The organism is Corynebacterium sp. CNCTC7651, from assembly GCF_021496665.1.
Classification (GTDB): domain Bacteria; phylum Actinomycetota; class Actinomycetes; order Mycobacteriales; family Mycobacteriaceae; genus Corynebacterium.
On record NZ_CP071246.1, the window covers coordinates 2193631 to 2216199 of the forward strand.

Genomic DNA, 22569 nt, shown 5'->3' on the forward strand with positions numbered 1-22569 from the left:
TACAGGGGTTCCGCTACACCGCGACGTCGTTGTACGGCATCATGGCGGAAATCCAGGGAAACACTACCTCCATGAGCAGGAAGAACAGCGCCACCAAAATGATGAGGGTGAGCAGCCACTTCACTGCCGGTGGGCCGGGGAGCTTGCGCCAGAGATACGCATACATCTCAGTTGACCTCCGTCATCGCTTTCGGCATTTCGCCGCCGCCCGGGCTCTTCGGCAGCACTTCCGTGGCCACCGCGTGGATGATCATGCGCTCCGCGTTGGAGAACTGCGGGTGGCAGGTGGTGAGCGTGATCAGCCGCTCCATGCCCTCCGCAACCTCTCCATCGAGGGTTGCCCGGGGATGGGGTTGACCACATTGATGTCGCTCGGGGTGGTGATGTGCCTGCCCACAATGCCGGCGTAATCCCCCAGCACAATGGCCTGGCGCATGCGTTCCGGCAAGCACGGACCCACGGAGTTCAGACGTTCCTGCGGGTCCAGCGACATCGGCAGCACGCGGTACGTGACCCAGCTGGAACGCGTTTCTACCACAATTGCGTCGCACGTGTTCAGCGCGCCTAAATCATTGAACGGCGCGCCCTTGCCCACGCGGTGGCCGGCCACAGCGAAGTTGCCCGCCTCACCCGGCATCTGGGTATCCGGGTAGCGGCCCGGGCCCGCAAGCAGATCCTGCTCATCCACACCCTCGATGATGGCGAACTGGTAGTCCGAGCCAAAGGTGGGGATGTACATTTTCGCAAACGCGTCACCCAATGCCGGCGCCGGCTGCTCGCGCGGGTTCACCCACTGGTTATCCCACTGCACCTCAAGCTTCTGCTGCGCTTCTTCCTGCATCTTGCCCGACGCGATGTTGGTCCAGAAGGATTCATAGAACGCGAAAAGGAGCAGCAGCGCGCCGATGGTCAGCAGCACCTCACCGACTACTTGGGCAACGGTAATCCGGCGCGGCCCGGGTGCGGCCGCAGCTGCCGCCGGTGTGGCCTGTGGCCCCTGCGGCGGAGTGCCAAGCGGGGCCGTGCGTGCCGGAGTCATGGCCTAACATTAACCCACATGCTGGAGATGCTCGTATACCCGGTGTCAGCCGTGATGAAGTTCTGGCACTGGATTCTCGCGGACGTGCTCTCTGTGCCGGCAGAGCACGCTTGGGTGACCTCCATCATCTTGTTCGTGTTCACCGTGCGCGGTATCATCCTCCCCTTCGCGTGGCAGACGTTCAAGGTCACCCGCTTGAACTTCCTCATGCGCCCGCACTTGGACGAGGTGACCAAGCAGTACGGCACCTCCACCGACCCGGCGGACCTGCGCGCTGAAGAGGACGCGCGCAAGCAGATTCAAAAGGACCACGGCTACAACCCGCTGGCCAGCTGCGTGCCGGCGATGATCCAGATCCCGACGTTCCTGGGCCTCTACCGTGTGCTGCTGTGGATGGCGGTGCCAGATGCGGCAGAGGGTCGCCGCATCGGCGTGCTCACGGACGCGGAGATCGAATCCTTCCGCAGCACCACATTCTTGGGCGTGCCGCTGCCCGCGTACCTCTCCATGACGGAGGAGCAGTTCGAATTCCTGGGCACGAACTTCGACGAGGTTGGCTACCTTGCCATCCGGCTGATCATCATCGCGATCGTCTTCACCTCCATGAACATGCTGATTGCCCAGCTGCGCAGCCGTTCCTGGTTGGAGTGGGGCAGCCCGCTGGCACGTCGCATCTACTACGGCATGTACTGGGTGATCCCGATCGTCGCCGGCAGTTTGCTGCTGGCTGGACTCACCGGCCGCGTGCCCATCGCCCTGCTGATGTACTGGGTGTTCAACAACCTCTTCACCACCACCCAGAACGCGGCGTTCTGGGCAACGATCGTGCGCAAACTGCCCGCCACCGATCTCCACCGCACAGCACAGCGCGAGGCAAAGGGGGAGGTTGACCGGCAGAAGCGGGAGAAGCGGGAGCTTGCCCGTGCTACTCGACGGAAGCGGATGAGCGCGCTGGCCAATCCGTCGTCGCTAAGCAGTGTGCGCCGCGAGCTGCAGGAGGAACGCAAAGAGCGGCGGGCGGCGCGTGCGGCGGAGAAAGCCGAGAAGAAGGCGCTGGATAAAGAGCGCAACGCTGCCCGCAAGGTGATGAACAAGGAGCGGGCGGAGGAACTGGCGGCCGAGCGCAAGGCCAAGAAAGCCGCGAAGGATGCGGAGGCGAAGGGAGAGCCTGCGGAGAGGGCGGGGAAGACGTCAGCCACCGCAACCGGAGCTGCGTCCGCGGGCGGCAGTACGTTGTGGAAGCCGCCGGCTTCGAGCTAGTTCGGGGAGCTCGATCGAGGAGTTAGATGGAGTAATCGGCCGGCGGGGCGCCGAGCGTGCTCTTAGCCAACTGGCGCGCGGTTTCCAGCGGCTCGACGGTCTGGGTGAAACGCGCGCCGGCGAGGCCGCCGTCCAAGAAGATCAGCATCTCATCGGCCTGATCCGCGGAATCGTAGCCATTCTTCTCACTCAGCAGCTCCGTCATGGTGCGGTGCATCCACCGGCGGTGGTTCAAGCTGGTTTCCACGATGCGCCGCTCCGAATCCGTTTCGGGGCGCGGGTACTCGGTCGCCGCGTTGAAGAACGGCGAGCCACGGAAGTTCTTCGCCGGTTCCTCCTCAATAGCCATGTCGAAGAAGGCGAGGATCTTGCTATCCACGTCGTGCACCGCGTTTGCCCGCTCGGTCCAGCGCTCGCGGTACTCCTCATCCATCCGCTCCAGGTAGGCAACTACCAGGTTGTCTTTGGAACCCAACAGCGAATACAGGGAGGCCTTGGCCACGTCTGCCTCGCGGAGGATCCGGTCGATGCCGATGACGCGGATGCCCTCTTCGTTAAAAAGCTTGGTCGCAGCATCAAGGAGGCGCTGCCGCGGGTTCGGCCGATTGCGGCGGCGCGAGCTGGCCTTCTTCTTGTTGGAATCCGAAGTGGTCACACACCCCTCCTAGATAGACAAACCGGTACGTTCATAATACCCATCGCTGTCTTGGGGCTCACGTTTTAACCGGGAGTTCTATTCCTGCGATGCTGGCCAGGCGCTGGCGGCATCCGCCCCCAGGCCGGGTTGATACGCACCGCCATGGCACGAGAAAACCCCAGCCCGTGTGGACTGGGGTTGACGCGTGCGGGGCAGGTTAGCGCCTGCGGGAGGTGAGCATGTTCACGATCCAGAGCAGGATCACCGCGCCCAGCAGGCAGGTGAAGAAGCTAAAGATCCAGTTGCCGCCGGCGACATCTACGCCGAACAGGGAGAGCACCCAGCCGCCGATCAGGCCGCCGATGATACCGACAACAATGTTCAGGCCGATGCCCATCTGCGCATCGCGGTTCTGGATCATGGAGCCAACCCAGCCAGCAAGGCCGCCGATAACAATCCAGCCGAGGAAGCCAAGAGTAGGAGTCATTGTGAAAGTCCCTTCAAAATAATGGTCTGACGGAATAGTCCGCTCATTCGCAGCCCATTATGCCGAACTTTTGTGACCCCGATCATTACGATTGTCCAACGTTTTAAGATTCTGGGCGGACCACCATCATCGGGCACGGCGCGGACTGCAGCAGCGCGCGGGAGGTAGAACCGAGCAGCATGCCCTTGAAGCCGCCGCGACCGTGGGACCCGGTGACCAAGAGCTGCGCACCCTGAGCTGCCTCAGTCAGCGCACGCACCGGCCGGTCGCGGGTGATGATCTTGCGGATCTCCACGCCGGGGTAGGAGGAGCCGAGGTTGGCCAAGTAATCGTCGAGAAGCTGGCCCTTCTCCTCCTGCGCCTGTGCCCAGCGGTCCTCGCTGACGCTGTAGCCAGCACCCGGGGCCTGCAGCTGTGCGTCGATCCAGGTGTGGACGGCGACAAGCTCTGCACCGCGGGCCTGGGCCTCCTCAAACGCCACCTCAGCGGCGCGGCGGGAAACCTCAGAACCGTCAATACCAACCACAACCGGGCCGTACTTGTTCTCTTCGGTGACGGCGTTGTCCTCGCGCACCACCACAACCGGGCAGTTTGCGTGGGAGACCACCGCGCCGGAAACAGAGCCGAGCACCATGCCGGACAGCCCGCCCAAACCGCGCGAGCCCATGACGATCATTCCCGCGTCACGCGACATCTCCAGCAGCATGTCAATCGGCGAGCCTTCCGCAACGGCATGGCCAATCCGCAGGTCGGGCGCGACCTGCAGGGCAATCTCGCGGGCATCATCGATCTTGCGCATGGTCTCGCGCTGCAAATCGTCGAAAAGCTCCTGCGGGGGCACCATGCCCTCCGCGTACAGGAACTGCGGCATGGTGTAGCTGGACGCAAGGCGCAGCGGCACATCCCGCTTCATCGCGGTGTTGGCCGCCCAACGCACAGCATTGTCGGAGGCAGGGCTGCCGTCCACGGCAACTACAACGTCAAAATCCCGAGTCATGTCTGGCCCCTTCAGGGTAGAGAACTGGTTATACCCTGCAGTTTACCCCGGGATGAGCCGCCAGCGCGGGGCGCTACTTCGGAATTTCGATGGGGTGCGCAGCCTCGGCGTTCGCCGGGTACAGCAGCTTGTAGATGAAGGTCAGTGCGTCCAAGAACGTCTTGCCAATGCCCTCGCGGAAGAACGCAAGAACCGGCTCAAGTAGAGCTCCAAGATCCATGGCGGATAATCTACTACACCAATGGCCCGTACCAAGCACCCTCGCACCCCGCTGCCGCCCCGCGGTGGCCTCGGGGCATCGCGTGTTCGCCTCCCCGGGGAGGAGCCGAGCACCGCATTCGACTTCATCGCGCGGGTGATCGCGGAGCAGCGCCACCGCCACCCCGGACAACGCCCAGGCGGTACTGGAACGGTTTGCCCAGGGGCAAGTTGTGCTTATCGACGGCACTCCGCTCGCCCCCTCCTCCATCATCCAGCCCGGTACCGATGTCTTCTTTTACCGCAGGCCGGCGCCCGAAACACCGGTGCCGTACGAAATCGACGTGGTGTACGAGGACGCGGACATCATGGTCGTGGACAAGCCCCCGTTCCTGGCTACAATGCCGCGGGCGGCGCATATCACCGAGACGGCGACGGTTCGTCTTCGACGAGCCACCGGCAATGAGGAACTCACGCCGGCGCACCGGCTGGACCGGATGACATCCGGGCTCCTGCTCCTGACCAAGCGGCGGGAAATCCGCGGCGCTTACCAGGAGCTCTTCGCCGCGCGTGAAGTGCATAAGCGGTACGTCGCCGTAGCTGAGTGGGCGCAGCTCTGCGTGCCGACGACATGGCGCAGCCACATTGACAAGCAGCACGGCGAAATTGCCTCTACGGTGATCGAGAACGCCGAGCCGAATGCGGAAACGATTGTGCGCTCAGTGGAGCGCCTGGCACCCGAGCGGGAAACCGAGTTCCAGCGGGTGCATGGCGTCGGTGTACCGCTGGGCGCGTATCTGCTTGAGCCAGTGACCGGCCGCACGCATCAGCTGCGTGTGCATATGTGCGACGCGGGCTTCCCAATCTTGGGTGATCCGGTGTACCCCGTCGTGCGGGGGTTCGGCGACGAGGATTTCTCCGTACCTATGCGGTTGAAGTCTGTCGAACTTGCGTTCATTGATCCACTGAGCGGAGCTGAGCGTAAGTTTCGTTCGGCAACGCGGTACTAGAGTGCACCTTCACGTGTCGCGATGTGCATCGGGTGCCGCAGACACTAAAGCCCGGCTCCGAGCGTTGTTTCTCGCTCAGAGCCGGGCTCTTGTTTTTGAGTTGTTGGGTCGGCGGTAACCTACTCTCCCACACCCTCCCGGGTGCAGTACCATCGGCGCGGGCGGGCTTAGCTTCCGGGTTCGGAATGGGTCCGGGCGTTTCCCCGCCGCTATCACCACCGACACATTCATTTCGGGGTTAGCAACATTGGTTGATGTGGAGTTGTCTGGCCCCGCACACTCGGGTGGTGTGTGGTGTGTCAGATACTGGTGAGTGGACGCGTGCACACCTGTGTTGGTGTGTGTTTGCAGGACACCAAACCGTGACCCGTGGGTGTTGGTTGGTGGTGGTTGTTTGTTGTTGGTGTATTAGTACCGGTCGCCTCCGCACATTGCTGTGTGTCCAGTTCCGGCCTATCAACCCAGTAGTCTGCTGGGAACCTCAAAAGAAACCTCATCTTAAAACAGGCTTCCCGCTTAGATGCTTTCAGCGGTTATCCCTCCCGTACGTAGCTAACCAGCGATGCTCCTGGCGGAACAACTGGCACACCAGAGGTACGTCCGTCCCGGTCCTCTCGTACTAGGGACAGCCTTCTGCAAGTTTCAACGCGCGCGGCGGATAGAGACCGAACTGTCTCACGACGTTCTGAACCCAGCTCGCGTGCCGCTTTAATGGGCGAACAGCCCAACCCTTGGGACCTACTCCAGCCCCAGGATGCGACGAGCCGACATCGAGGTGCCAAACCATCCCGTCGATATGGACTCTTGGGGAAGATCAGCCTGTTATCCCCGGGGTACCTTTTATCCGTTGAGCGACACCACATCCACAAGTAGGTGCCGGATCACTAGTCCCGACTTTCGTCCCTGCTCGACTTGTAAGTCTCGCAGTCAAGCTCCCTTGTGCACTTACACTCTAAACACCTGATTGCCAACCAGGCTGAGGGAACCTTTGGGCGCCTCCGTTACATTTTGGGAGGCAACCGCCCCAGTTAAACTACCCACCAGGCACTGTCCCCAACCCAGATCATGGGCCAAGGTTAAGGTATCCACTACGGTCAGAGTGGTATTTCAACAACGACTCCACACCAACTGGCGTTGATGCATCAACGTCTCCCACCTATCCTACACAAACCGCACCGAACACCAATACCAAGCTATAGTGAAGGTCCCGGGGTCTTTTCGTCCTGCCGCGCGAAACGAGCATCTTTACTCGTACTGCAATTTCACCGGGCCTGTGGTTGAGACAGCAGGGGAGTCGTTACGCCATTCGTGCAGGTCGGAACTTACCCGACAAGGAATTTCGCTACCTTAGGATGGTTATAGTTACCACCGCCGTTTACTGGGGCTTAAATTCTCCGCTTCGGTATCACTACCTAACAGGTCCTCTTAACCTTCCAGCACCGGGCAGGCGTCAGTCCGTATACATCAACTTAATCGTCTTCGCACGGACCTGTGTTTTTGATAAACAGTCGCTCCCCTCTCTTCTCTGCGACCACCACCAGCTCAACCACGCAAGATGGCATCACCGGGTGTGGTCCCCCTTCTCCCGAAGTTACGGGGGCATTTTGCCGAGTTCCTTAACCACAGTTCACCCGACCGCCTTAGTATGCTCTACCTGACTACCTGTGTCGGTTTCGGGTACGGGCCGTACATGCACATCGCTAGAGGCTTTTCTCGACAGCACAGGATCACCACCATCACCCAATTGGGCTACGCATCACGCCTCACACCTAGTGACGCCCGCATTTAACAAGGCGTCGTGCTACACGCTTGCACCAGAATCCAATAACTGGCGCGGCTACCACTCTGCGTCACCCCATCACTTACCTACCACAGATCAGGCCCCACGCATCACCACACAGTAGAAGTCAAAGACGTCTTGCCGTGTGGTTCAGGGTGGTTAGTATCACCGCTTCAGCATTTGGCGCGCATACACGGGTACGGGAATATCAACCCGTTGACCATCGACTACGCCTGTCGGCCTCGCCTTAGGACCCGACTCACCCTGGGAAGACGAACTTGACCCAGGAACCCTTAGTCATTCGGCGGATACGATTCTCACGTATCTCTCGTTACTCATGCCTGCATTCTCACTCGCATGCAGTCCACCGCCCCTTACGATACGGCTTCACCCCACACACACGACGCTCCCCTACCCAAGACAATGTCTTGCCGCGGTTTCGGCGGTGTACTTGAGCCCCACTACATTGTCGGCGCAAAACCACTCGACCAGTGAGCTATTACGCACTCTTTCAAGGATGGCTGCTTCTAAGCCAACCTCCTGGCTGTCTTCGCGATCCCACATCCTTTTCCACTTAGTACACCCTTAGGGGCCTTAACCGGCGATCTGGGCTGTTTCCCTCTCGACTATGAAGCTTATCCCCCACAGTCTCACTGCTATGCACCACTTACACCGGCATTCGGAGTTTGGCTGACATTGCTAAGATGATAGTCCCGCTCAACCAACCAGTAGCTCTACCTCCGGCAAGCTCACATAACGCTGCACCTAAATGCATTTCGGGGAGAACCAGCTATCACGGAGTTTGATTGGCCTTTCACCCCTACCCACAACTCATCCCCTCAGTTTTCAACCTAAGTGGGTTCGCGCCTCCACAACCTCTTACAGCTGCTTCACACTGGCCATGGGTAGATCACCCCGCTTCGGGTCCAGGACATGCCACTAAAAACACCCATTTCGGATTCGCTTTCGCTACGACTACCCCACACACGGGTTAACCTCGCGACATGCCGCTGACTCGCAGGCTCATTCTTCAAAAGGCACGCCATCACACACTGAGGTGCTCTGACGGATTGTAAGCGCACGGTTTCAGGAACTCTTTCACTCCCCTCCCGGGGTACTTTTCACCATTCCCTCACGGTACTTAATCCACTATCGGTCACACTGAGTATTTAGGCTTACCGGGTGGTCCCGGCAGATTCACAGCAGATTCCACGAGCCCGCTGCTACTCGGGGAAATACGACACAACCAGCACATGCATATACGCGTACGGGACTCATCACCCACTCCGGTGCACCATCCCAGGCACTTCCGCTCACACACGCACACAAGTCGGCACAGTTGGCAGACTGCACACAGCCGCACCCCACAACCCCACACACGCAACCCCTGCCAGGTATCACACGCACATGGTTTAGCCTCATCCGCTATCGCTCGCCACTACACACGGAATCACAAATTGTTTTCTTCTCCTACGGGTACTGAGATGTTTCACTTCCCCGCGTCAACCCCCACACAGGCTATGCATTCACCTGCAGGTAACACCACACAACTGGTGCTGGGTTTCCCCATTCGGACATCCTCGGATCAACGCTTAGTTGGCAACTCCCCGAGGCATAACGCAGCCTCACACGTCCTTCATCGGCTCAGCATGCCAAGGCATCCACCGTACGCCCTTACATAAAAACAACACACTAAGAACAAACACACAAAAAAAACAGAAAAAACAACAACACCCAAAAAGTGTTGTCAGATGCTCGCGTCCACTCTCCAGTTCTCACACACCACACCCACACACCACACCACCCACCAAACGTAAGCAGCGCGAACCATGCAGGCCACAGAAACAACACAACACTGTGCTGCCCCAGACACCCAACAGCATGCCAACACACACAACACTTTGTTCGCGGACCCCCACCAAACGGCGGGGAAAAGGTTGCACACCCAGCACCACACCCATGAGCCGGGCATCTAACCCAGCCGGTGCATGTCCACCTGGAAATTTTCAAACAAACACGGCGGCAGCCGCACACACGGCGACTCAACCACCAACCACACAGGCATCAAACACTGCTCAACAAACACTGTTCGACACACTGTGCGGCACCCGCAACTGCGGGTACAAAAACATAAAGCTCCTTAGAAAGGAGGTGATCCAGCCGCACCTTCCGGTACGGCTACCTTGTTACGACTTCGTCCCAATCGCCGATCCCACCTTCGACAGCTCCCCACAAACGTTTGGGCCACTGGCTTCGGGTGTTACCAACTTTCATGACGTGACGGGCGGTGTGTACAAGGCCCGGGAACGTATTCACCGCAGCGTTGCTGATCTGCGATTACTAGCGACTCCGACTTCATGGGGTCGAGTTGCAGACCCCAATCCGAACTACGACCGGCTTTCAGCGATTCGCACCCCCTCACAGGGAAGCTGCGCGTTGTACCGACCATTGTAGCATGTGTGAAGCCCTGGACATAAGGGGCATGATGATTTGACGTCATCCCCACCTTCCTCCGAGTTAACCCCGGCAGTCTCTCATGAGTCCCCGACCAAACCGCTGGCAACATAAGACAAGGGTTGCGCTCGTTGCGGGACTTAACCCAACATCTCACGACACGAGCTGACGACAACCATGCACCACCTGTACACCAACCACAAGGGAAAGACTATCTCTAGCCCGATCTGGTGTATGTCAAGCCCAGGTAAGGTTCTTCGCGTTGCATCGAATTAATCCACATGCTCCGCCGCTTGTGCGGGCCCCCGTCAATTCCTTTGAGTTTTAGCCTTGCGGCCGTACTCCCCAGGCGGGGCGCTTAATGCGTTAGCTACGGCACGAACCCCGTGGAAGGGACTCACACCTAGCGCCCACCGTTTACGGCATGGACTACCAGGGTATCTAATCCTGTTCGCTCCCCATGCTTTCGCTCCTCAGCGTCAGTTACTGCCCAGAGACCTGCCTTCGCCATCGGTGTTCCTCCTGATATCTGCGCATTTCACCGCTACACCAGGAATTCCAGTCTCCCCTACAGCACTCAAGTTATGCCCGTATCGCCTGCAACCCCACAGTTAAGCTGCGGTATTCCACAAACGACGCGACAAACCACCTACGAGCTCTTTACGCCCAGTAATTCCGGACAACGCTCGCACCCTACGTATTACCGCGGCTGCTGGCACGTAGTTAGCCGGTGCTTCTTCTCCAAGTACCGTCCAAAATTCGTCCTTGGCGAAAGGAGTTTACAACCCGAAGGCCGTCATCCCCCACGCGGCGTCGCTGCATCAGGCTTGCGCCCATTGTGCAATATTCCCCACTGCTGCCTCCCGTAGGAGTCTGGGCCGTATCTCAGTCCCAATGTGGCCGTACACCCTCTCAGGCCGGCTACCCGTCGACGCCTTGGTAGGCCATTACCCCACCAACAAGCTGATAGGCCGCGAGCTCATCCCACACCAAAAAATCTTTCCACCACCGACACTAAACGATGGTCCTATCCGGTATTAGACCCAGTTTCCCAGGCTTATCCCAAAGTGCAGGGCAGATCACCCACGTGTTACTCACCCGTTCGCCACTCGAGTACCCCCGAAAGGGCCTTTCCGTTCGACTTGCATGTGTTAAGCACGCCGCCAGCGTTCATCCTGAGCCAGGATCAAACTCTCCACAAAAAACACTCCGAAATAGAGTGTCAAGTTTCGTCAAGAAACAGGCCGTGAAAAGCCCAATACCCAACCAAAACAAACCACCCCACACCAACCGGTGCAGAACTGGCTTACAAAAAATGTTTTCCTAAAATTACTGCAAACACGGCTGGCCCCACATCCGACGAGGAAAAACTTGGGGCCAACCAAAAACTTTGCAAAAAACGTCAGTGAACCAATCATGGCCCAACCGATCAACCACGCCCCCATCAAAGGATTCAGAACGCAGCCACCAGCACACACCAACCACACACCCCGCAAAACACGGAACCATGCAGCCAACATGTGTCACAGGCACACAACCAACCCACAAACAAAAATGCATTGGCACACTATCGAGTTCTCAAACAACACACGCACACCCCAACACATCCGAACCAAATCAGAGCGCTGTAAGTAGCTTTCGTATTTCCGTCAGCGGTAGTTTTCCTAACCGCTCACACACCAGACCATGATCACCATGTCGTCTCGGCGGGGCGTTGTCGGTCGCGCTGACTCGAACTAAGTTACACACCCCACCACAACAACACAAACCCCCAGCATATGGACGGTTTTAGGAAGCGTCGTAAAGCTAACTAAGCCCGGGCGCGGTGTCCTTGTGGGAGATGTTGCCGCGGCCGCTGACGTAGCGCCACAACAGCACTGCGGCGATGAGCAACGCCAGACCGCCCTGGATGCCGCCGATGACGGCAAGCTCGCTGGCTGCCATCGGGTCATGCATGTCCATGGGGTAGCGGAGCGGGATCCAGAATGCGAGGGGTCCCACAAACATGAGGCCGTCCCAGCTTGCGGAACCCGCTATCGCAAGCATGCACGCTGCGATGCCCATGAGTGCGGCAAAGAGGATCGCGGCGATCGGGTCACCGTTGGTGGGCACCGCGAGACCGACCAGCGCAGCGGCAGCGATCCCGGTCACGGCGTAGATTGCGCTCACGGCTAGAACGTTGCCCGTTGCCGTTGCCAGCCACTGCTTCCGGGTCAGGCCGAGGCTCTGCCACGTGCCGGCACGCAGCTCTTCACCACTAGCAACACGAACCCATAAGACAAGGGTGGGCAAGGTGACAAGCATCGCGCGGAGGTAGCCGATGCTAATGAAGCTGGACAGCGGCAAGAGTGCGCCGGTGAGCAGGCCCACTACCGCAGCCAATACAAGGTTGCGACGCCAGAACAGGGCGAACGTGGAATCCCATTGCCGTGCGCGCCCCTTACCTTCGTCTGTCTGCACCTCGGCTGGCGTGTCGTTGGGCATGGCGACGAAGAAGCAGATTGTGCCCACCGCTGCGGCGATCAATGCGCCGACTAGCCCGATCCAGTTCGGGTTGAACGCAAGGCACGTCGCCGCGGGGATGAGGGCCGCCGGGACTGCCGCGGAGGCGATCACCCGCGAGGCACGCGCCCTGTTGAAGCCGAGTGCCTGGAGGATCCCCGGTTCCGGAAACAGCGCCATAAAGATCACGGGCACCGTAACCAGCGTCGATGCCGCGGATATCCACGGGCTGAGCATTGGGCCAGCGAGCATGAAGAGGACACCGAAGATGATCAGCGGCGCCCAGCGCCACGCCGGGCCGGCCTTGAATTGGTGCCAGAAGAAGTTGCCTTCGAGGTGGGTCATGTTAGGACACCTCCAGGTATGCCTCGATGAGATCGTCGAGCCCGGCCGGGCGCACACGTGCCGCGCCGCCAAGCGCGTTGTCGCGGGTGGAGCTGGGCCCCTCTGCCAAAGCGGCGGGGATGAGGGCGTGGGCGCCGGCAGGGGAACGTCGATAAGCAAGAGCCCCCTCGAACTCCGGGAAGGAGCCGGAAGCGACCGCGAAGTTGTCCGCATCCTCGGCTGCGATATGGCGGGCGATGCGGCCGTCGCGCCCCAGGATGAGCGCGGTGTCCAGGATCTTCGCCGCGTCCTCGATGTGGTGCGTGGCCATGATCACGGTGCGGCCGGAATCGTTTAAGCCCAGCAGGTGGCGGTAGAACACCTGGGTGTTGTGGGTGTCCAGGCCAACATAGGGCTCGTCGAGCAGCGTGAGCTCCGCGCCCGACGCTAGGCCGATAATGATCGCCGCCATTGCGCGCTGGCCGCGCGACAGCGAGCCATACCTCGTGCCCATCGCGCCGTCCAACGTGAAATCCGCTGCCAGCTGGTCCGCGAAAGCTTGGTCCCAGCGCGGGTAACGCATCGCCGCGGCGGCGAGGATGTTCCTCAACGTCCAGCTTCCGGGGTAGGCGGTATCCACGCCGGTCAGCGCGGTGCGGTCCATGGTCGCGGCGTTATCGAACGGGGCCTCACCGAACACGCGCACCTCTCCGGCCGAGGGCTTGAGCTGGCCGGCGAGGATGTTGAGCAGGGTGGATTTACCCACGCCGTTGCGCCCCAGCAAACCGTGGATGCCACCCGGCGCGAGGTCCAGGTCAACGCCCGCGAGCACCGCCTTCTTGCCAAAGCTGCGCTGCAGGCCGCCGGTGGAAATGATCTGGTTCATTGGTACATGCCTCTGCTTTCTCCGACGCGGTCGATGAGGGTGTGCAAATCTTCGCGGGTGTAGCCCAGGTGAAGCGCTTCGTCGATGAGCGGGGCGATGTAGGTGCCGGCAAATGCTTCTCGACGGTTGCCAAGAATCCGCGCCCTCGCCCCCTCCGTGACAAACATCCCCAGGCCGCGACGCTTTTCCAGCACCCCGGCCTCCACCAGAAGGCTCAAGCCTTTTCGCGCGGTAGCCGGGTTGATCTCGTGGAACTCCGCGAGTTGGTTGGTTGATGGGGCCTGTTGGCCGGGTTCCAGCGCGCCGTCCACAATCAGGTCTTCTATCAACCTTGCGATCTGGACAAAGAGCGGCTCTGCCTCCGGATTCACGGCTCCCTCCTCCCGGTTAGTCCATTGGTTAGTTACTGCAGTAACTAACTATCTAACAAGATTTGGGGTGTCGGCGCAAGGGGGAAATTCCGTACACTGGTGCCATCTAGACCCTCTCGGGGGCGAAGAAACGAAATTTAGCAACGAAAAGAATCGGAATTTAGGAGCCATGCTTGAACGCACAGTGGTGTACGTGGACACGTCGTACCTCCTCGCGAGCTTTTACAACTCGTGGGAAATCGGCGCCCGCGCACAGTTAGAAATTGACCTCCCCGAGGTGGTAGCCACCCTGGGGAACATGATTACCCAGCAACTCAACCAACCAGTCCACCGCCAGTTTTGGTATGACGGCATCCCCGACTCCGGCCCCCACCGCTTCCAGCGCGCGCTCCGCGCATGCGCCGGTGTGCAGCTGCGCACCGGCCAGCTGATTGAGTGGGGCGAGCGCCGCACGCAAAAGGGCGTGGACACCCGACTGGTCGCGGACCTGGTGCTCAATGCCACCCGCGGCCAGTTCAGCGACTTCGTCCTCGTCTCCGGTGACGCGGACATGATCCCCGGCGTGCAAGAGGCGGCAGACATGGGCGTGCGCGTCCACCTCTACGGCTTCGGCTGGGACTCCATGTCCTCCGCCCTGCGCCACGCCTGCGATACGACGACGATCATTGACCCCCGTGAGGACTTCGCTGAAGCCATGCAGCTGCAGGTCCTGGAAGGTCCGCTCCCGCCGACGATCCGGGAGCGCCCGCTTTCGGATGCCGAGCCAGTGGACCAGGACCAAGGCCCTACCTCCGTACCCGGCTTCGGGCCGGAGCCGCTGCGCGCGCCTCACGACGACGGCGAGGACGAACCCGCAGGCTCGGACGCGCACGATGCCGGCGAAGACGACGGCGGCACCGGATTCCAGCAGCTCGACGGGCTGGAGCACCTGAAGGTGTTCGGAGCGCGATCGCAACAGCGCGGTGCTGAAGCTGAGGCTCAGAAGGAAGATACGGAGGCCCAGGTTCAGAAGGAGGAGGCGGAGGCCCAGAAGGAGGAGGCTGCCAAGGGGGCGGCTGGCAAGGGGGCGTCGGCAAGCGAAGAAAGCCCCACACCGGCCCGGCCATCCCCGGCGATCGTGGCGGAGGCGGCGCGGCGCCAAAGCGAGGCCCAGGCTGCCGAGGAGAAAGAAGACAGCGGCGAGGCTCCGGTGACGGGCACGCTGCGTTCCTCTCAGCGCACGCATCCGCCGGCCGAGCCGGAGACTGATGAACCGTCCGAGGCCCAGGTTGAGGCAAACAATGAGGCCAACCAGCCCGGCAACCAGACCCTGACCAACCCCGATAAGGCGGATGTGCCCAAGCCGGGTCCGAAGCCAGCGCCGAAGCCGTCGATGATGGCGCCGCGCCGCAAGCTTCGCTCCCGCTACGTGCCGCTGCCGGAGGAGGTGTGGTCCTCCGCCGGATTCCAAACGCCCTACGACGTTGGACAGCAATACGCCACCTGGTGGTACGAAAACGCGGCAACCTCCGAGCAGCGCGACAAGGCCCACATGCTCTCCGGCGGTGGCTTGCCGCCAGAGATTGACCGCCCGCTGCTGCAATTCGCGTGCGAGACGCTGCACGAGTACACGCTGTCGGAGGCGCAGCGCGTGAACCTGCGCGACGGGTTTCACTCCGGCATCCGCGGCGTGTTGATCAACATCCACCGCGGGTAGGTAGTGCGGCTGGCGGGGGTTGGAGCGCTGAGGCCTACAGGGGTGTAGGCCTCAGCATTTTTTCGCCTTGGGGCCTACCGGAAAAGCCCTGGTCACGTGTGACTAGTGTGACTCGCCTGCCTTGAGGCCTACAGCCCTGTAGGCCTCAGCAAGCAGTGCACTAAAAAACGGGGCCGGCGTGGACCACCCCAGTCCACAACCGACCCCGCAGCAGCACATCGCGCTAGAAACTAGCGTTGGCCGGCCTCCTCAGCATCCGCGTCCTCAACGATCTCGGCATCCTCGGCCAGGTACGCCTCTGCGTCAGCGAGAATGTCGTCGTTGCTCGCGCCGGCGTTGGAGGCACCCGCGCCACCCGCAGCACCAGCACCAGCTGCCGCAGCACCAGCACCCTGACCCTGCTGCTCACCGGCCGGAGCCTCGATCGCCTCGGCATTCTGCGCGCCAGCACCGGAGCCGGCCTCCAGCTCGCCAGCCATGGAGGCACGGATCTCGTCGAGACGGGAAGAAGCTGCAACGTCGGTGCCTGCGGCCTCGATCTCAGCCATGCGGTCCGTCATGGAGTTCTTCGCAAGCTCCTGCGCACCCAGGGCATCTGCGTAGCGGCGCTCGATCTTGTCGCGGACACTATCCAGCGTCGGCACATTGTCGTTCCCGCCGAACTGGTTGATGGTGTCCATCGTGCGGGTGGTCTGCTCCTGCATCTTGGCCTGGTTGAGCTGGGACTCCAGCTGGGAAACCTGCTGCAGCTGCTCCTGCAGACGGGCCTCGGACTGCTGCTGCTGAGCCTGAGCTTCGCGCGCGGCGTGGTCGGCAGCTGCGTGGGCTTCCTTGGTCTGAGCCAGTTCGTTCTCCACGGACACCAGCTGGGAAGCCAGCACCTCAGCGGTGGCGTTGTACTGCTGCGCCTTCTCCGCATCGCCCGCGGCGGTAGCCTTGTCCGCCGCCTGGAGGGCGGTGCGGGTCTTCGCCTGCAGGTCCGCCTGGGACTTAATCAGGCGCTCCAGCTTCATTTCCAGCTGGTTGCGGTTGCCAATGATCTGGGCTGCGTGCTGGGAAATCTCCTGGTGGTTCTTCTTCGCCTGCGCGACAGCCTGCTGGATCTGCACCCGCGGATCCGCGTTCTGGTCAATCTTGGAATCGAAAGACTGCATGAGGTAGTTCCAGCCCTTGGAGAACGGGTTCGCCATAATCGTCACCTTTCCGTTGCGGGCGCGGAACATACCCCGCGCACCCATGTTTATTGCGGTACTGCCCAAGTGTACGCAGGATCGCAGGGCGCGAGCTGGGCAAAGAAAAAAGGCACCGGGTCGCGCGACCCAGCACCTATCACCAAAAACGCAGACGCTTTAGCGCTGCTCACCCTCGCCGAACGGGTTCTCATCGTCGAAGGAATCGTCCGCGAAAGTGTCCTCAGCGTCCGCCATCTGCGCCTGCTGCTCAGCCAGCTGGCGGTGGACCTCTTCCATGTCCAAGTCCTTGACCTGGCCAATCAGGTCGTCGAACGCGGCCGGGGGAAGTGCGCCCGCGTTGCGGAAGACCAAGATGCCGTCACGGAACGCCATCAGCGTCGGAATCGCCTGGATTTCCAGCGCAGCGGCAAGCTGCTGGTTCGCCTCGGTGTCCAGCTTGGCAAAGGTCACGTCCGTGTGCTTCTCGGACGCAGCCTCATACGTCGGGGCGAACTGGCGGCACGGGCCGCACCAGGATGCCCAGGCGTCGACGAAAACAATGCCGTCCTGCGTAACCGTCTGCTCAAAAGTGTCTTCAGTGACGTCAATCGCCTGGATTTCCAGCGCAGCGGCAAGCTGCTGGTTCGCCTCGGTGTCCAGCTTGGCAAAGGTCACGTCCGTGTGCTTCTCGGACGCAGCCTCATACGTCGGGGCGAACTGGCGGCACGGGCCGCACCAGGATGCCCAGGCGTCGACGAAAACAATGCCGTCCTGCGTAACCGTCTGCTCAAAAGTGTCTTCAGTGACGTCAATCGTGCTCATCTCTAACTCCTTAATTCGCGTTTGTCAGGCAGTGCTTTCAACCGTACCAGCGCCGCGGTGATTCCCTCCGCCCTCAAATCCGCACGTGGTAGCGCTGAATCGGGCTGGGGGTCTAGGGTGGGGCACACCAAGGCGGGCGCATTCAGGGCCCCGCTTTTCGACGAATGGAGGAATACCAATGGCTACCCAAGAGTTCACAGTAAGTGGAATGACCTGCGGCCACTGCGAGATGAGCGTGAAGGAAGAGATCGGCGAGATCTCCGGCGTCACTGCTGTTACCGCAGACCACGCAACGGGCAAGGTCACCGTCACCGGTGAAGGCTTCACCCAGGAAGACGTTGCCAACGCCGTTGCGGAGGCCGGCTACACGCTGGTCTAGGCCCCACAATGCGCCCGGGACGCGTGCCCCGGGCAGAAAAGAAAAGAGTTGATAGCCCGCATGACTGCGCCAGAGACCCCCACGGCCCTCCAACACATTGAACTTGGCGTGACCGGCATGACGTGTACGTCCTGCTCGTCCCGCGTGCAGCGCAAGTTGAACAAGAAGGACGGCGTGGAGGCCACGGTGAACTTCTCCACGGAAACCGCCACGGTGGACTTTGACCCCGAGAAGGCGACGGCGGAGGAGCTCATCGACATTGTGCGCGGTGCGGGCTACGACGCATTTCAGCTCTCCGGCGATTCCGCTGGCCCGGCTGCAGATGGGGGTGGATCGGATGGGTCCGAGCAGGCGTCGATAAGCAATGCCCGCGAAGCGGAAGCCGAGCGCCTGAAGCGGACGACGATTTGGGCGGCGCTGATCTCCCTGCCGGTGATGCTGGTGTCCATGATCCCGGCGTGGCAGTTCACGTACTGGCAGTGGGCGGCGTTCGCGGCGACAACCCTGGTGTATTTCTCTGCCGGCTCCGTGTTTCACAAGGCTGCGCTGACCAACCTGCGTCACGGCAGCTTCACCATGGACACGCTGATTTCGCTGGGCACGACGGCGGCGTATGCCTGGTCTATCTACGCGCTGTTCTTCGGCAGCGCGGGCGAGACCGGCATGACCATGGAGATGAGCCTGAACCCGGCGCACGCCAGTATGGATGAGATTTATCTCGAGTCCGTGTGTGTGGTGATCACGTTCCTGCTGCTGGGCAGGTGGTTTGAAACCAAGGCGAAGGGGCAGAGCTCCGAGGCGCTGCGCGAACTGCTGGATATGGGCGCGAAGGACGCGGCGGTGCTGCGCGACGGCAAGGAGGTCCGCGTCCCCATTTCGCAGGTCGCGGTGGGCGACCGTATCGTGGTGCGCCCGGGCGAGAAGGTGGCGACGGACGGGCGCGTGGTCTCAGGCCACTCCGCCATTGACGCATCCATGCTCACGGGCGAATCCGTTCCCGTCGAGGTGGCGGAGGGCGACCTGGTTACCGGCGCGACGCTGAACACCTCCGGCCGCATTGTTGTTGAGGCGACTCGCGTGGGGTCTGACACCACGCTCGCCCAGATGGGCAAGCTGGTCAAGGACGCGCAGTCCGGCCAAGCGCCGGTGCAGCGCCTGGTGGACAAGATTGCGCAGGTGTTTGTGCCGGTGGTGATCGGCATCTCGCTGGTCACGCTGGTGGCGCACCTGGCGTTGGGCCACGGCACGGCGCACGCGTTCACCGCCGCGGTGGCGGTGCTCATCATCGCCTGCCCATGCGCGCTCGGCCTGGCTACCCCGACCGCGATCTTGGTGGGCACCGGCCGCGGCGCCCAGATGGGCCTGCTGATCAAGGGCCCCGAGGTGCTGGAATCCACCCGCCAGGTGGACACGATTGTGCTGGACAAGACCGGCACCGTCACCAGCGGCGAGATGCGCGTGGTGTTCGTCGCCGCCGCCGACGGCTGGACCGAGGACGGCGTTCGCACCGTCGCTGCCAGCGTGGAGGCGCAGTCCGAGCACCCGATTGCCCAGGCCATCGCCGCCGGGGTGGATGCCCCTGAGGCCACCGACTTTGTCAACGAGCCGGGGGTTGGGGCTAAAGCGCTTGTCGACGGTCACTTGGTGCGCGTCGGCCGCCCCCAGCACGACCTTGGTGCTCTGCGCTCTGCTTTTAGCGATGCGGAAGCCGCCGGTGGCACTGCCGTCGCCGTTGAGGTGGACGGGGAGATCGTGGGCGTTATCGCGGTGCGCGACACCGTGAAGGAAGATTCTGCGCGGGCCATTGCCCAACTGAAAGAGCTGGGTCTACGCCCGCACCTGCTTACCGGCGATAACGAAGGTGCTGCCCTAGCCACCGCCCGCGAGGTGGGCATCGACCCGGCTGATGTCACCGCCGGCGTGCTGCCGGAAGACAAGGTGAACGTGGTGCAGGCGCTGAAGGACAGCGGACGCAACGTGGCCATGGTGGGCGACGGCGTGAACGACGCCGCGGCGCTTGCCACTGCAGACCTGGGCATGGCGATGGGTGCAGGCTCCGACGTTGCCATCGAGGCCTCCGACATCACCCTGATGCGGGACTCGCTCGGCTCCGCCGTCGATGCGATCCGCCTATCCCGGAAGACGCTGAAGACCATCAAGGGCAACCTGTTCTGGGCCTTCGCGTACAACGTGATCTTGATCCCGGTCGCGGCGCTGGGCTGGCTGAACCCCATGCTGGCCGGGATCGCCATGGCGTTCTCCAGCGTGTTCGTGGTCACGAACTCGCTGCGCCTCCGGGGGTTTAAGGCCAGCGAGGCCTAAGCCTGGGGGTTGATTGAGGCCCGGAGCGCAAATTTAACGCGCCTCGAGTTCGCCCTAAGCGGGTACGCTTCCCGTGCATGGAAGCACCCCAAGCATCACAGCAGCTCACACGCACTGAGCGCCTTGACCGCCTGCCGGTCACCCCGAAACACAAGCGCCTTCTGGTCGGTTCCGGCATCGGCTGGGCCCTTGACGCGATGGACATCGGCCTGGTGTCCTTCATTATCGCCGCGCTTGCGGTCCACTGGGACCTGGATAAATCCACCACGTCCTGGATCGCATCCGTTGGCTTCATCGGCATGGCCATCGGTGCCTCGCTTGCTGGCCTGCTGGCAGACAAGATCGGGCGCCGCCAAGTCTTCGCCGTGACGCTGCTGATCTATGGCCTTGCCACCGGCGCCTCCGCCTTGGCCACCTCCGTGGGCATGCTCATGGTGTTCCGCTTCATCGTCGGCCTTGGCCTAGGCGGCGAGCTGCCGGTCGCGTCCACGCTGGTCAGCGAGTTCTCACCCCGCAAGGTGCGCGGGCGGATGGTGGTCATCCTGGAGGCATTCTGGGCCGTCGGCTGGATTTTGGCCGCAATCATCGGAACCTTCATCGTCGCCCAGAGTGAAACCGGCTGGCGCTGGGGCCTCGCCCTCGGCGCGGTGCCGGCGCTATACGCGCTCTACGTGCGCATGGGCCTGCCGGAGTCGGTCCGCTTCTTGGAATCCAAGGGCCGCCACGAGGAGGCGGAGCAGATCGTCCGTTCCTTCGAGGCAGAGGCCGATCCCGCAGACTACGACACTTCCGTCCCACCCAAGGATAAGGAGATCCGCGGCGGCATCTGGGGCCCGGATCTGCGCGCCCGCACTGCCGCGTTCTGGATCGTCTGGTTCTGCGTGTCGCTCGCGTACTACGGCGCATTCATCTGGATCCCCTCGCTGCTCGTGAGCCAGGGATTCACGCTGGTGCGCTCTTTCAGCTTCACCCTGATCATCACCCTCGCCCAACTGCCGGGCTACGCAGCCGCCGCCTGGCTCATCGAGGTCTGGGGCCGCCGCACCACGCTCTCCGTCTTCCTCGGCGGCTCCGCGGTGTCCGCTCTGCTCTACGGCTTGGCAACGGCCGAATGGCAGATCATCGCAGCCGGATGCCTCCTCTCCTTCTTCAACCTCGGCGCATGGGGCGCGCTCTACGCGATTGGCCCGGAGCTCTACCCCACCGCCATCCGCGCCACCGGCACGGGCGCAGGCGCATCCTTCGGCCGCATCGGCTCCATCCTCGCGCCGCTGATCGTCCCGCCGGTGCTGGCGTTCGGCGGCAACATCGCCGTGTTCAGCGTCTTTGCGGTAGCGTTCGTTGGCCTGCGTGGCCGCATTCACCCTCCCCGAGCAGAAAGGCGTGGCGCTGGCGTAGGGGCTGGCGACTTCGATCATGGGCCCACTTGGTTACGTGCTGCTGCAAGGAATCGTCGCAATCATCGGCGTCCTCGTGCTCTGGTTCGTTGCGCAGCGCAAACTCGGCTTCCGCTGGGCCGCTCTGGGGTGGGGCGCGCTGGCGTTCCCTCTCTCCCAGTTGGCCCGTGTGGCAGTAATCTCACCACTCAATGTGGGCCTTGAGCGGATCTTGGACCCGGCCATCGCGATTACCGCAATCACCGCCGTGATGGTGATTTCCTCCGGTCTGTTCGAGGAAAGCACCCGCTGGATAGTCATGCGCTACTGGGCGAAGGGGGTGCGCTCATGGCGCGAGGGCGTGGGCTTCGGTCTTGGCCACGGCGGCATCGAAGCCATGCTGCTCCTAGGCAACGCGATGGTGAGCAACATCGCGATGCTGCAGTTCGGCGACGTGATCCGCGACCAGGTGGCACGAGCCGACAACCCTGATGCCCTCACGGCTTTCGATGCCCAGACCGAGATGCTGAACAACATCGGTCTCAACCTGGTGGCCATGAGCTGGTACGAGCGCATCTTAGCCATCATCTTCCACGTCGCCATGTCCGTACTCATCCTGCGCGCCGTGCGCGAGCAGAAGTGGCAGCTGTGGCTAGTGGCGGTGCTCGCCCACATCGCGTTCAACACCATAGCTGTCACCCTCGCCCCGGTCAGCTACCTCGCGCTGTACATCGCGCTGACGGCACTCACCGCCGTCGTCGTGTGGGCGCTTGCTGCCGGCCCGCTCTCACGAAAGGCGGTCGACGGGTCGCGTCAAGATGAGGGGCTTGAACCGAACGTCGTAAAGCAATAGCCCC

Annotated in this window: 15 protein-coding genes, 3 rRNA genes and 4 pseudogenes; 8 read left to right on the forward strand and 14 right to left on the reverse strand. The window is 61.8% G+C overall.

Features of this window, described 5'->3' with window-relative positions:
* Nucleotides 1-13 precede the first annotated feature (13 nt).
* Both JZY91_RS10480 and JZY91_RS10485 read right to left on the reverse strand, forming a co-directional pair.
* Entirely contained in the window at nucleotides 14-166 is a 153-nt protein-coding gene (locus tag JZY91_RS10480) for a hypothetical protein (RefSeq protein WP_234947807.1), read from the reverse strand.
* 1 nt (nucleotide 167) lies between these two features.
* Nucleotides 168-1039 (reverse strand): annotated as a pseudogene (locus JZY91_RS10485) (class E sortase).
* A gap of 18 nt (nucleotides 1040-1057) precedes the next feature.
* On the opposite strand from JZY91_RS10485, the gene yidC reads away from it, so the two are divergent.
* Complete coding sequence (yidC, locus tag JZY91_RS10490; protein WP_234947808.1) at nucleotides 1058-2299, forward strand: membrane protein insertase YidC; 1242 nt, start codon at nucleotides 1058-1060, stop codon at nucleotides 2297-2299.
* Nucleotides 2300-2321: 22 nt separating this feature from the next.
* Here the strand turns inward: yidC and JZY91_RS10495 are convergent, their stop codons facing one another.
* From JZY91_RS10495 to JZY91_RS10510, 4 genes are all read right to left on the reverse strand, one after another.
* Entirely contained in the window at nucleotides 2322-2954 is a 633-nt protein-coding gene (locus tag JZY91_RS10495) for a TetR/AcrR family transcriptional regulator (RefSeq protein WP_234947809.1), read from the reverse strand.
* A gap of 199 nt (nucleotides 2955-3153) precedes the next feature.
* Entirely contained in the window at nucleotides 3154-3423 is a 270-nt protein-coding gene (locus JZY91_RS10500; protein WP_234947810.1) for a GlsB/YeaQ/YmgE family stress response membrane protein, read from the reverse strand.
* A gap of 103 nt (nucleotides 3424-3526) precedes the next feature.
* Nucleotides 3527-4420: a universal stress protein gene (locus tag JZY91_RS10505; RefSeq protein ID WP_234947811.1), complete on the reverse strand. Its 894-nt coding sequence runs from the start codon at nucleotides 4418-4420 to the stop codon at nucleotides 3527-3529.
* Nucleotides 4421-4493: 73 nt separating this feature from the next.
* A complete protein-coding gene (locus tag JZY91_RS10510; protein WP_234947812.1) occupies nucleotides 4494-4640 on the reverse strand; it encodes a hypothetical protein in 147 nt (48 codons plus the stop codon).
* 211 nt (nucleotides 4641-4851) lie between these two features.
* Here JZY91_RS10510 and JZY91_RS10515 point away from each other — a divergent pair, with 211 nt between their 5' ends.
* Nucleotides 4852-5628 carry a pseudouridine synthase gene (locus tag JZY91_RS10515; RefSeq protein WP_370639222.1) on the forward strand — a complete coding sequence of 259 codons (777 nt, stop codon included), beginning with the start codon at nucleotides 4852-4854 and terminating at the stop codon, nucleotides 5626-5628.
* 106 nt (nucleotides 5629-5734) lie between these two features.
* Here JZY91_RS10515 and rrf read toward each other — a convergent pair.
* The 6 genes from rrf to JZY91_RS10545 all read right to left on the reverse strand — a co-directional run bounded on the left by rrf (nucleotide 5735) and on the right by JZY91_RS10545 (nucleotide 13945).
* Nucleotides 5735-5851 (reverse strand): 5S ribosomal RNA (gene rrf, locus JZY91_RS10520).
* A 164-nt stretch (nucleotides 5852-6015) separates the two neighbouring features.
* Nucleotides 6016-9097 (reverse strand): 23S ribosomal RNA (locus JZY91_RS10525).
* 455 nt (nucleotides 9098-9552) lie between these two features.
* Nucleotides 9553-11064, reverse strand: a 16S ribosomal RNA gene (locus JZY91_RS10530).
* The 16S, 23S and 5S rRNA genes sit together here, the layout of an rRNA operon.
* A gap of 604 nt (nucleotides 11065-11668) precedes the next feature.
* Entirely contained in the window at nucleotides 11669-12709 is a 1041-nt protein-coding gene (locus JZY91_RS10535) for a hypothetical protein (protein WP_234947813.1), read from the reverse strand.
* A 1-nt stretch (nucleotide 12710) separates the two neighbouring features.
* The gene (locus JZY91_RS10540; protein WP_234947814.1) at nucleotides 12711-13574 is read right to left on the reverse strand and encodes an ATP-binding cassette domain-containing protein; all 864 of its coding nucleotides are present in this window, start codon (nucleotides 13572-13574) and stop codon (nucleotides 12711-12713) included.
* Nucleotides 13571-13945: a GntR family transcriptional regulator gene (locus JZY91_RS10545; RefSeq protein ID WP_234947815.1), complete on the reverse strand. Its 375-nt coding sequence runs from the start codon at nucleotides 13943-13945 to the stop codon at nucleotides 13571-13573. Before JZY91_RS10545 ends, JZY91_RS10540 begins: the two co-directional genes overlap by 4 nt.
* 169 nt (nucleotides 13946-14114) lie before the next feature.
* Between JZY91_RS10545 and JZY91_RS11915 the strand changes: the two are divergent.
* Nucleotides 14115-14685 (forward strand): annotated as a pseudogene (locus tag JZY91_RS11915) (NYN domain-containing protein); the annotation flags it as partial.
* 608 nt (nucleotides 14686-15293) lie between these two features.
* Nucleotides 15294-15641: pseudogene (locus tag JZY91_RS11920) on the forward strand (NYN domain-containing protein); the annotation flags it as partial.
* Nucleotides 15642-15871: 230 nt separating this feature from the next.
* Here the strand turns inward: JZY91_RS11920 and JZY91_RS10555 are convergent.
* Both JZY91_RS10555 and JZY91_RS10560 read right to left on the reverse strand, forming a co-directional pair.
* Complete coding sequence (locus JZY91_RS10555; RefSeq protein WP_284698444.1) at nucleotides 15872-16831, reverse strand: PspA/IM30 family protein; 960 nt, start codon at nucleotides 16829-16831, stop codon at nucleotides 15872-15874.
* A gap of 159 nt (nucleotides 16832-16990) precedes the next feature.
* Nucleotides 16991-17635: a thioredoxin family protein gene (locus JZY91_RS10560; protein ID WP_234947817.1), complete on the reverse strand. Its 645-nt coding sequence runs from the start codon at nucleotides 17633-17635 to the stop codon at nucleotides 16991-16993.
* A gap of 178 nt (nucleotides 17636-17813) precedes the next feature.
* Here JZY91_RS10560 and JZY91_RS10565 point away from each other — a divergent pair, with 178 nt between their 5' ends.
* The 4 genes and pseudogenes from JZY91_RS10565 to JZY91_RS10580 all read left to right on the forward strand — a co-directional run bounded on the left by JZY91_RS10565 (nucleotide 17814) and on the right by JZY91_RS10580 (nucleotide 22565).
* The gene (locus JZY91_RS10565) at nucleotides 17814-18014 is read left to right on the forward strand and encodes a heavy-metal-associated domain-containing protein (protein ID WP_234947818.1); all 201 of its coding nucleotides are present in this window, start codon (nucleotides 17814-17816) and stop codon (nucleotides 18012-18014) included.
* Between the two features lie 60 nt (nucleotides 18015-18074).
* Complete coding sequence (locus JZY91_RS10570; RefSeq protein WP_234947819.1) at nucleotides 18075-20336, forward strand: cation-translocating P-type ATPase; 2262 nt, start codon at nucleotides 18075-18077, stop codon at nucleotides 20334-20336.
* 77 nt (nucleotides 20337-20413) lie between these two features.
* Nucleotides 20414-21734: pseudogene (locus JZY91_RS10575) on the forward strand (MFS transporter).
* Nucleotides 21735-21752: 18 nt separating this feature from the next.
* Nucleotides 21753-22565 (forward strand): YhfC family glutamic-type intramembrane protease, encoded by an 813-nt coding sequence (locus JZY91_RS10580; protein WP_234947820.1) that lies wholly within the window; start codon nucleotides 21753-21755, stop codon nucleotides 22563-22565.
* Nucleotides 22566-22569: the final 4 nt, after the last annotated feature.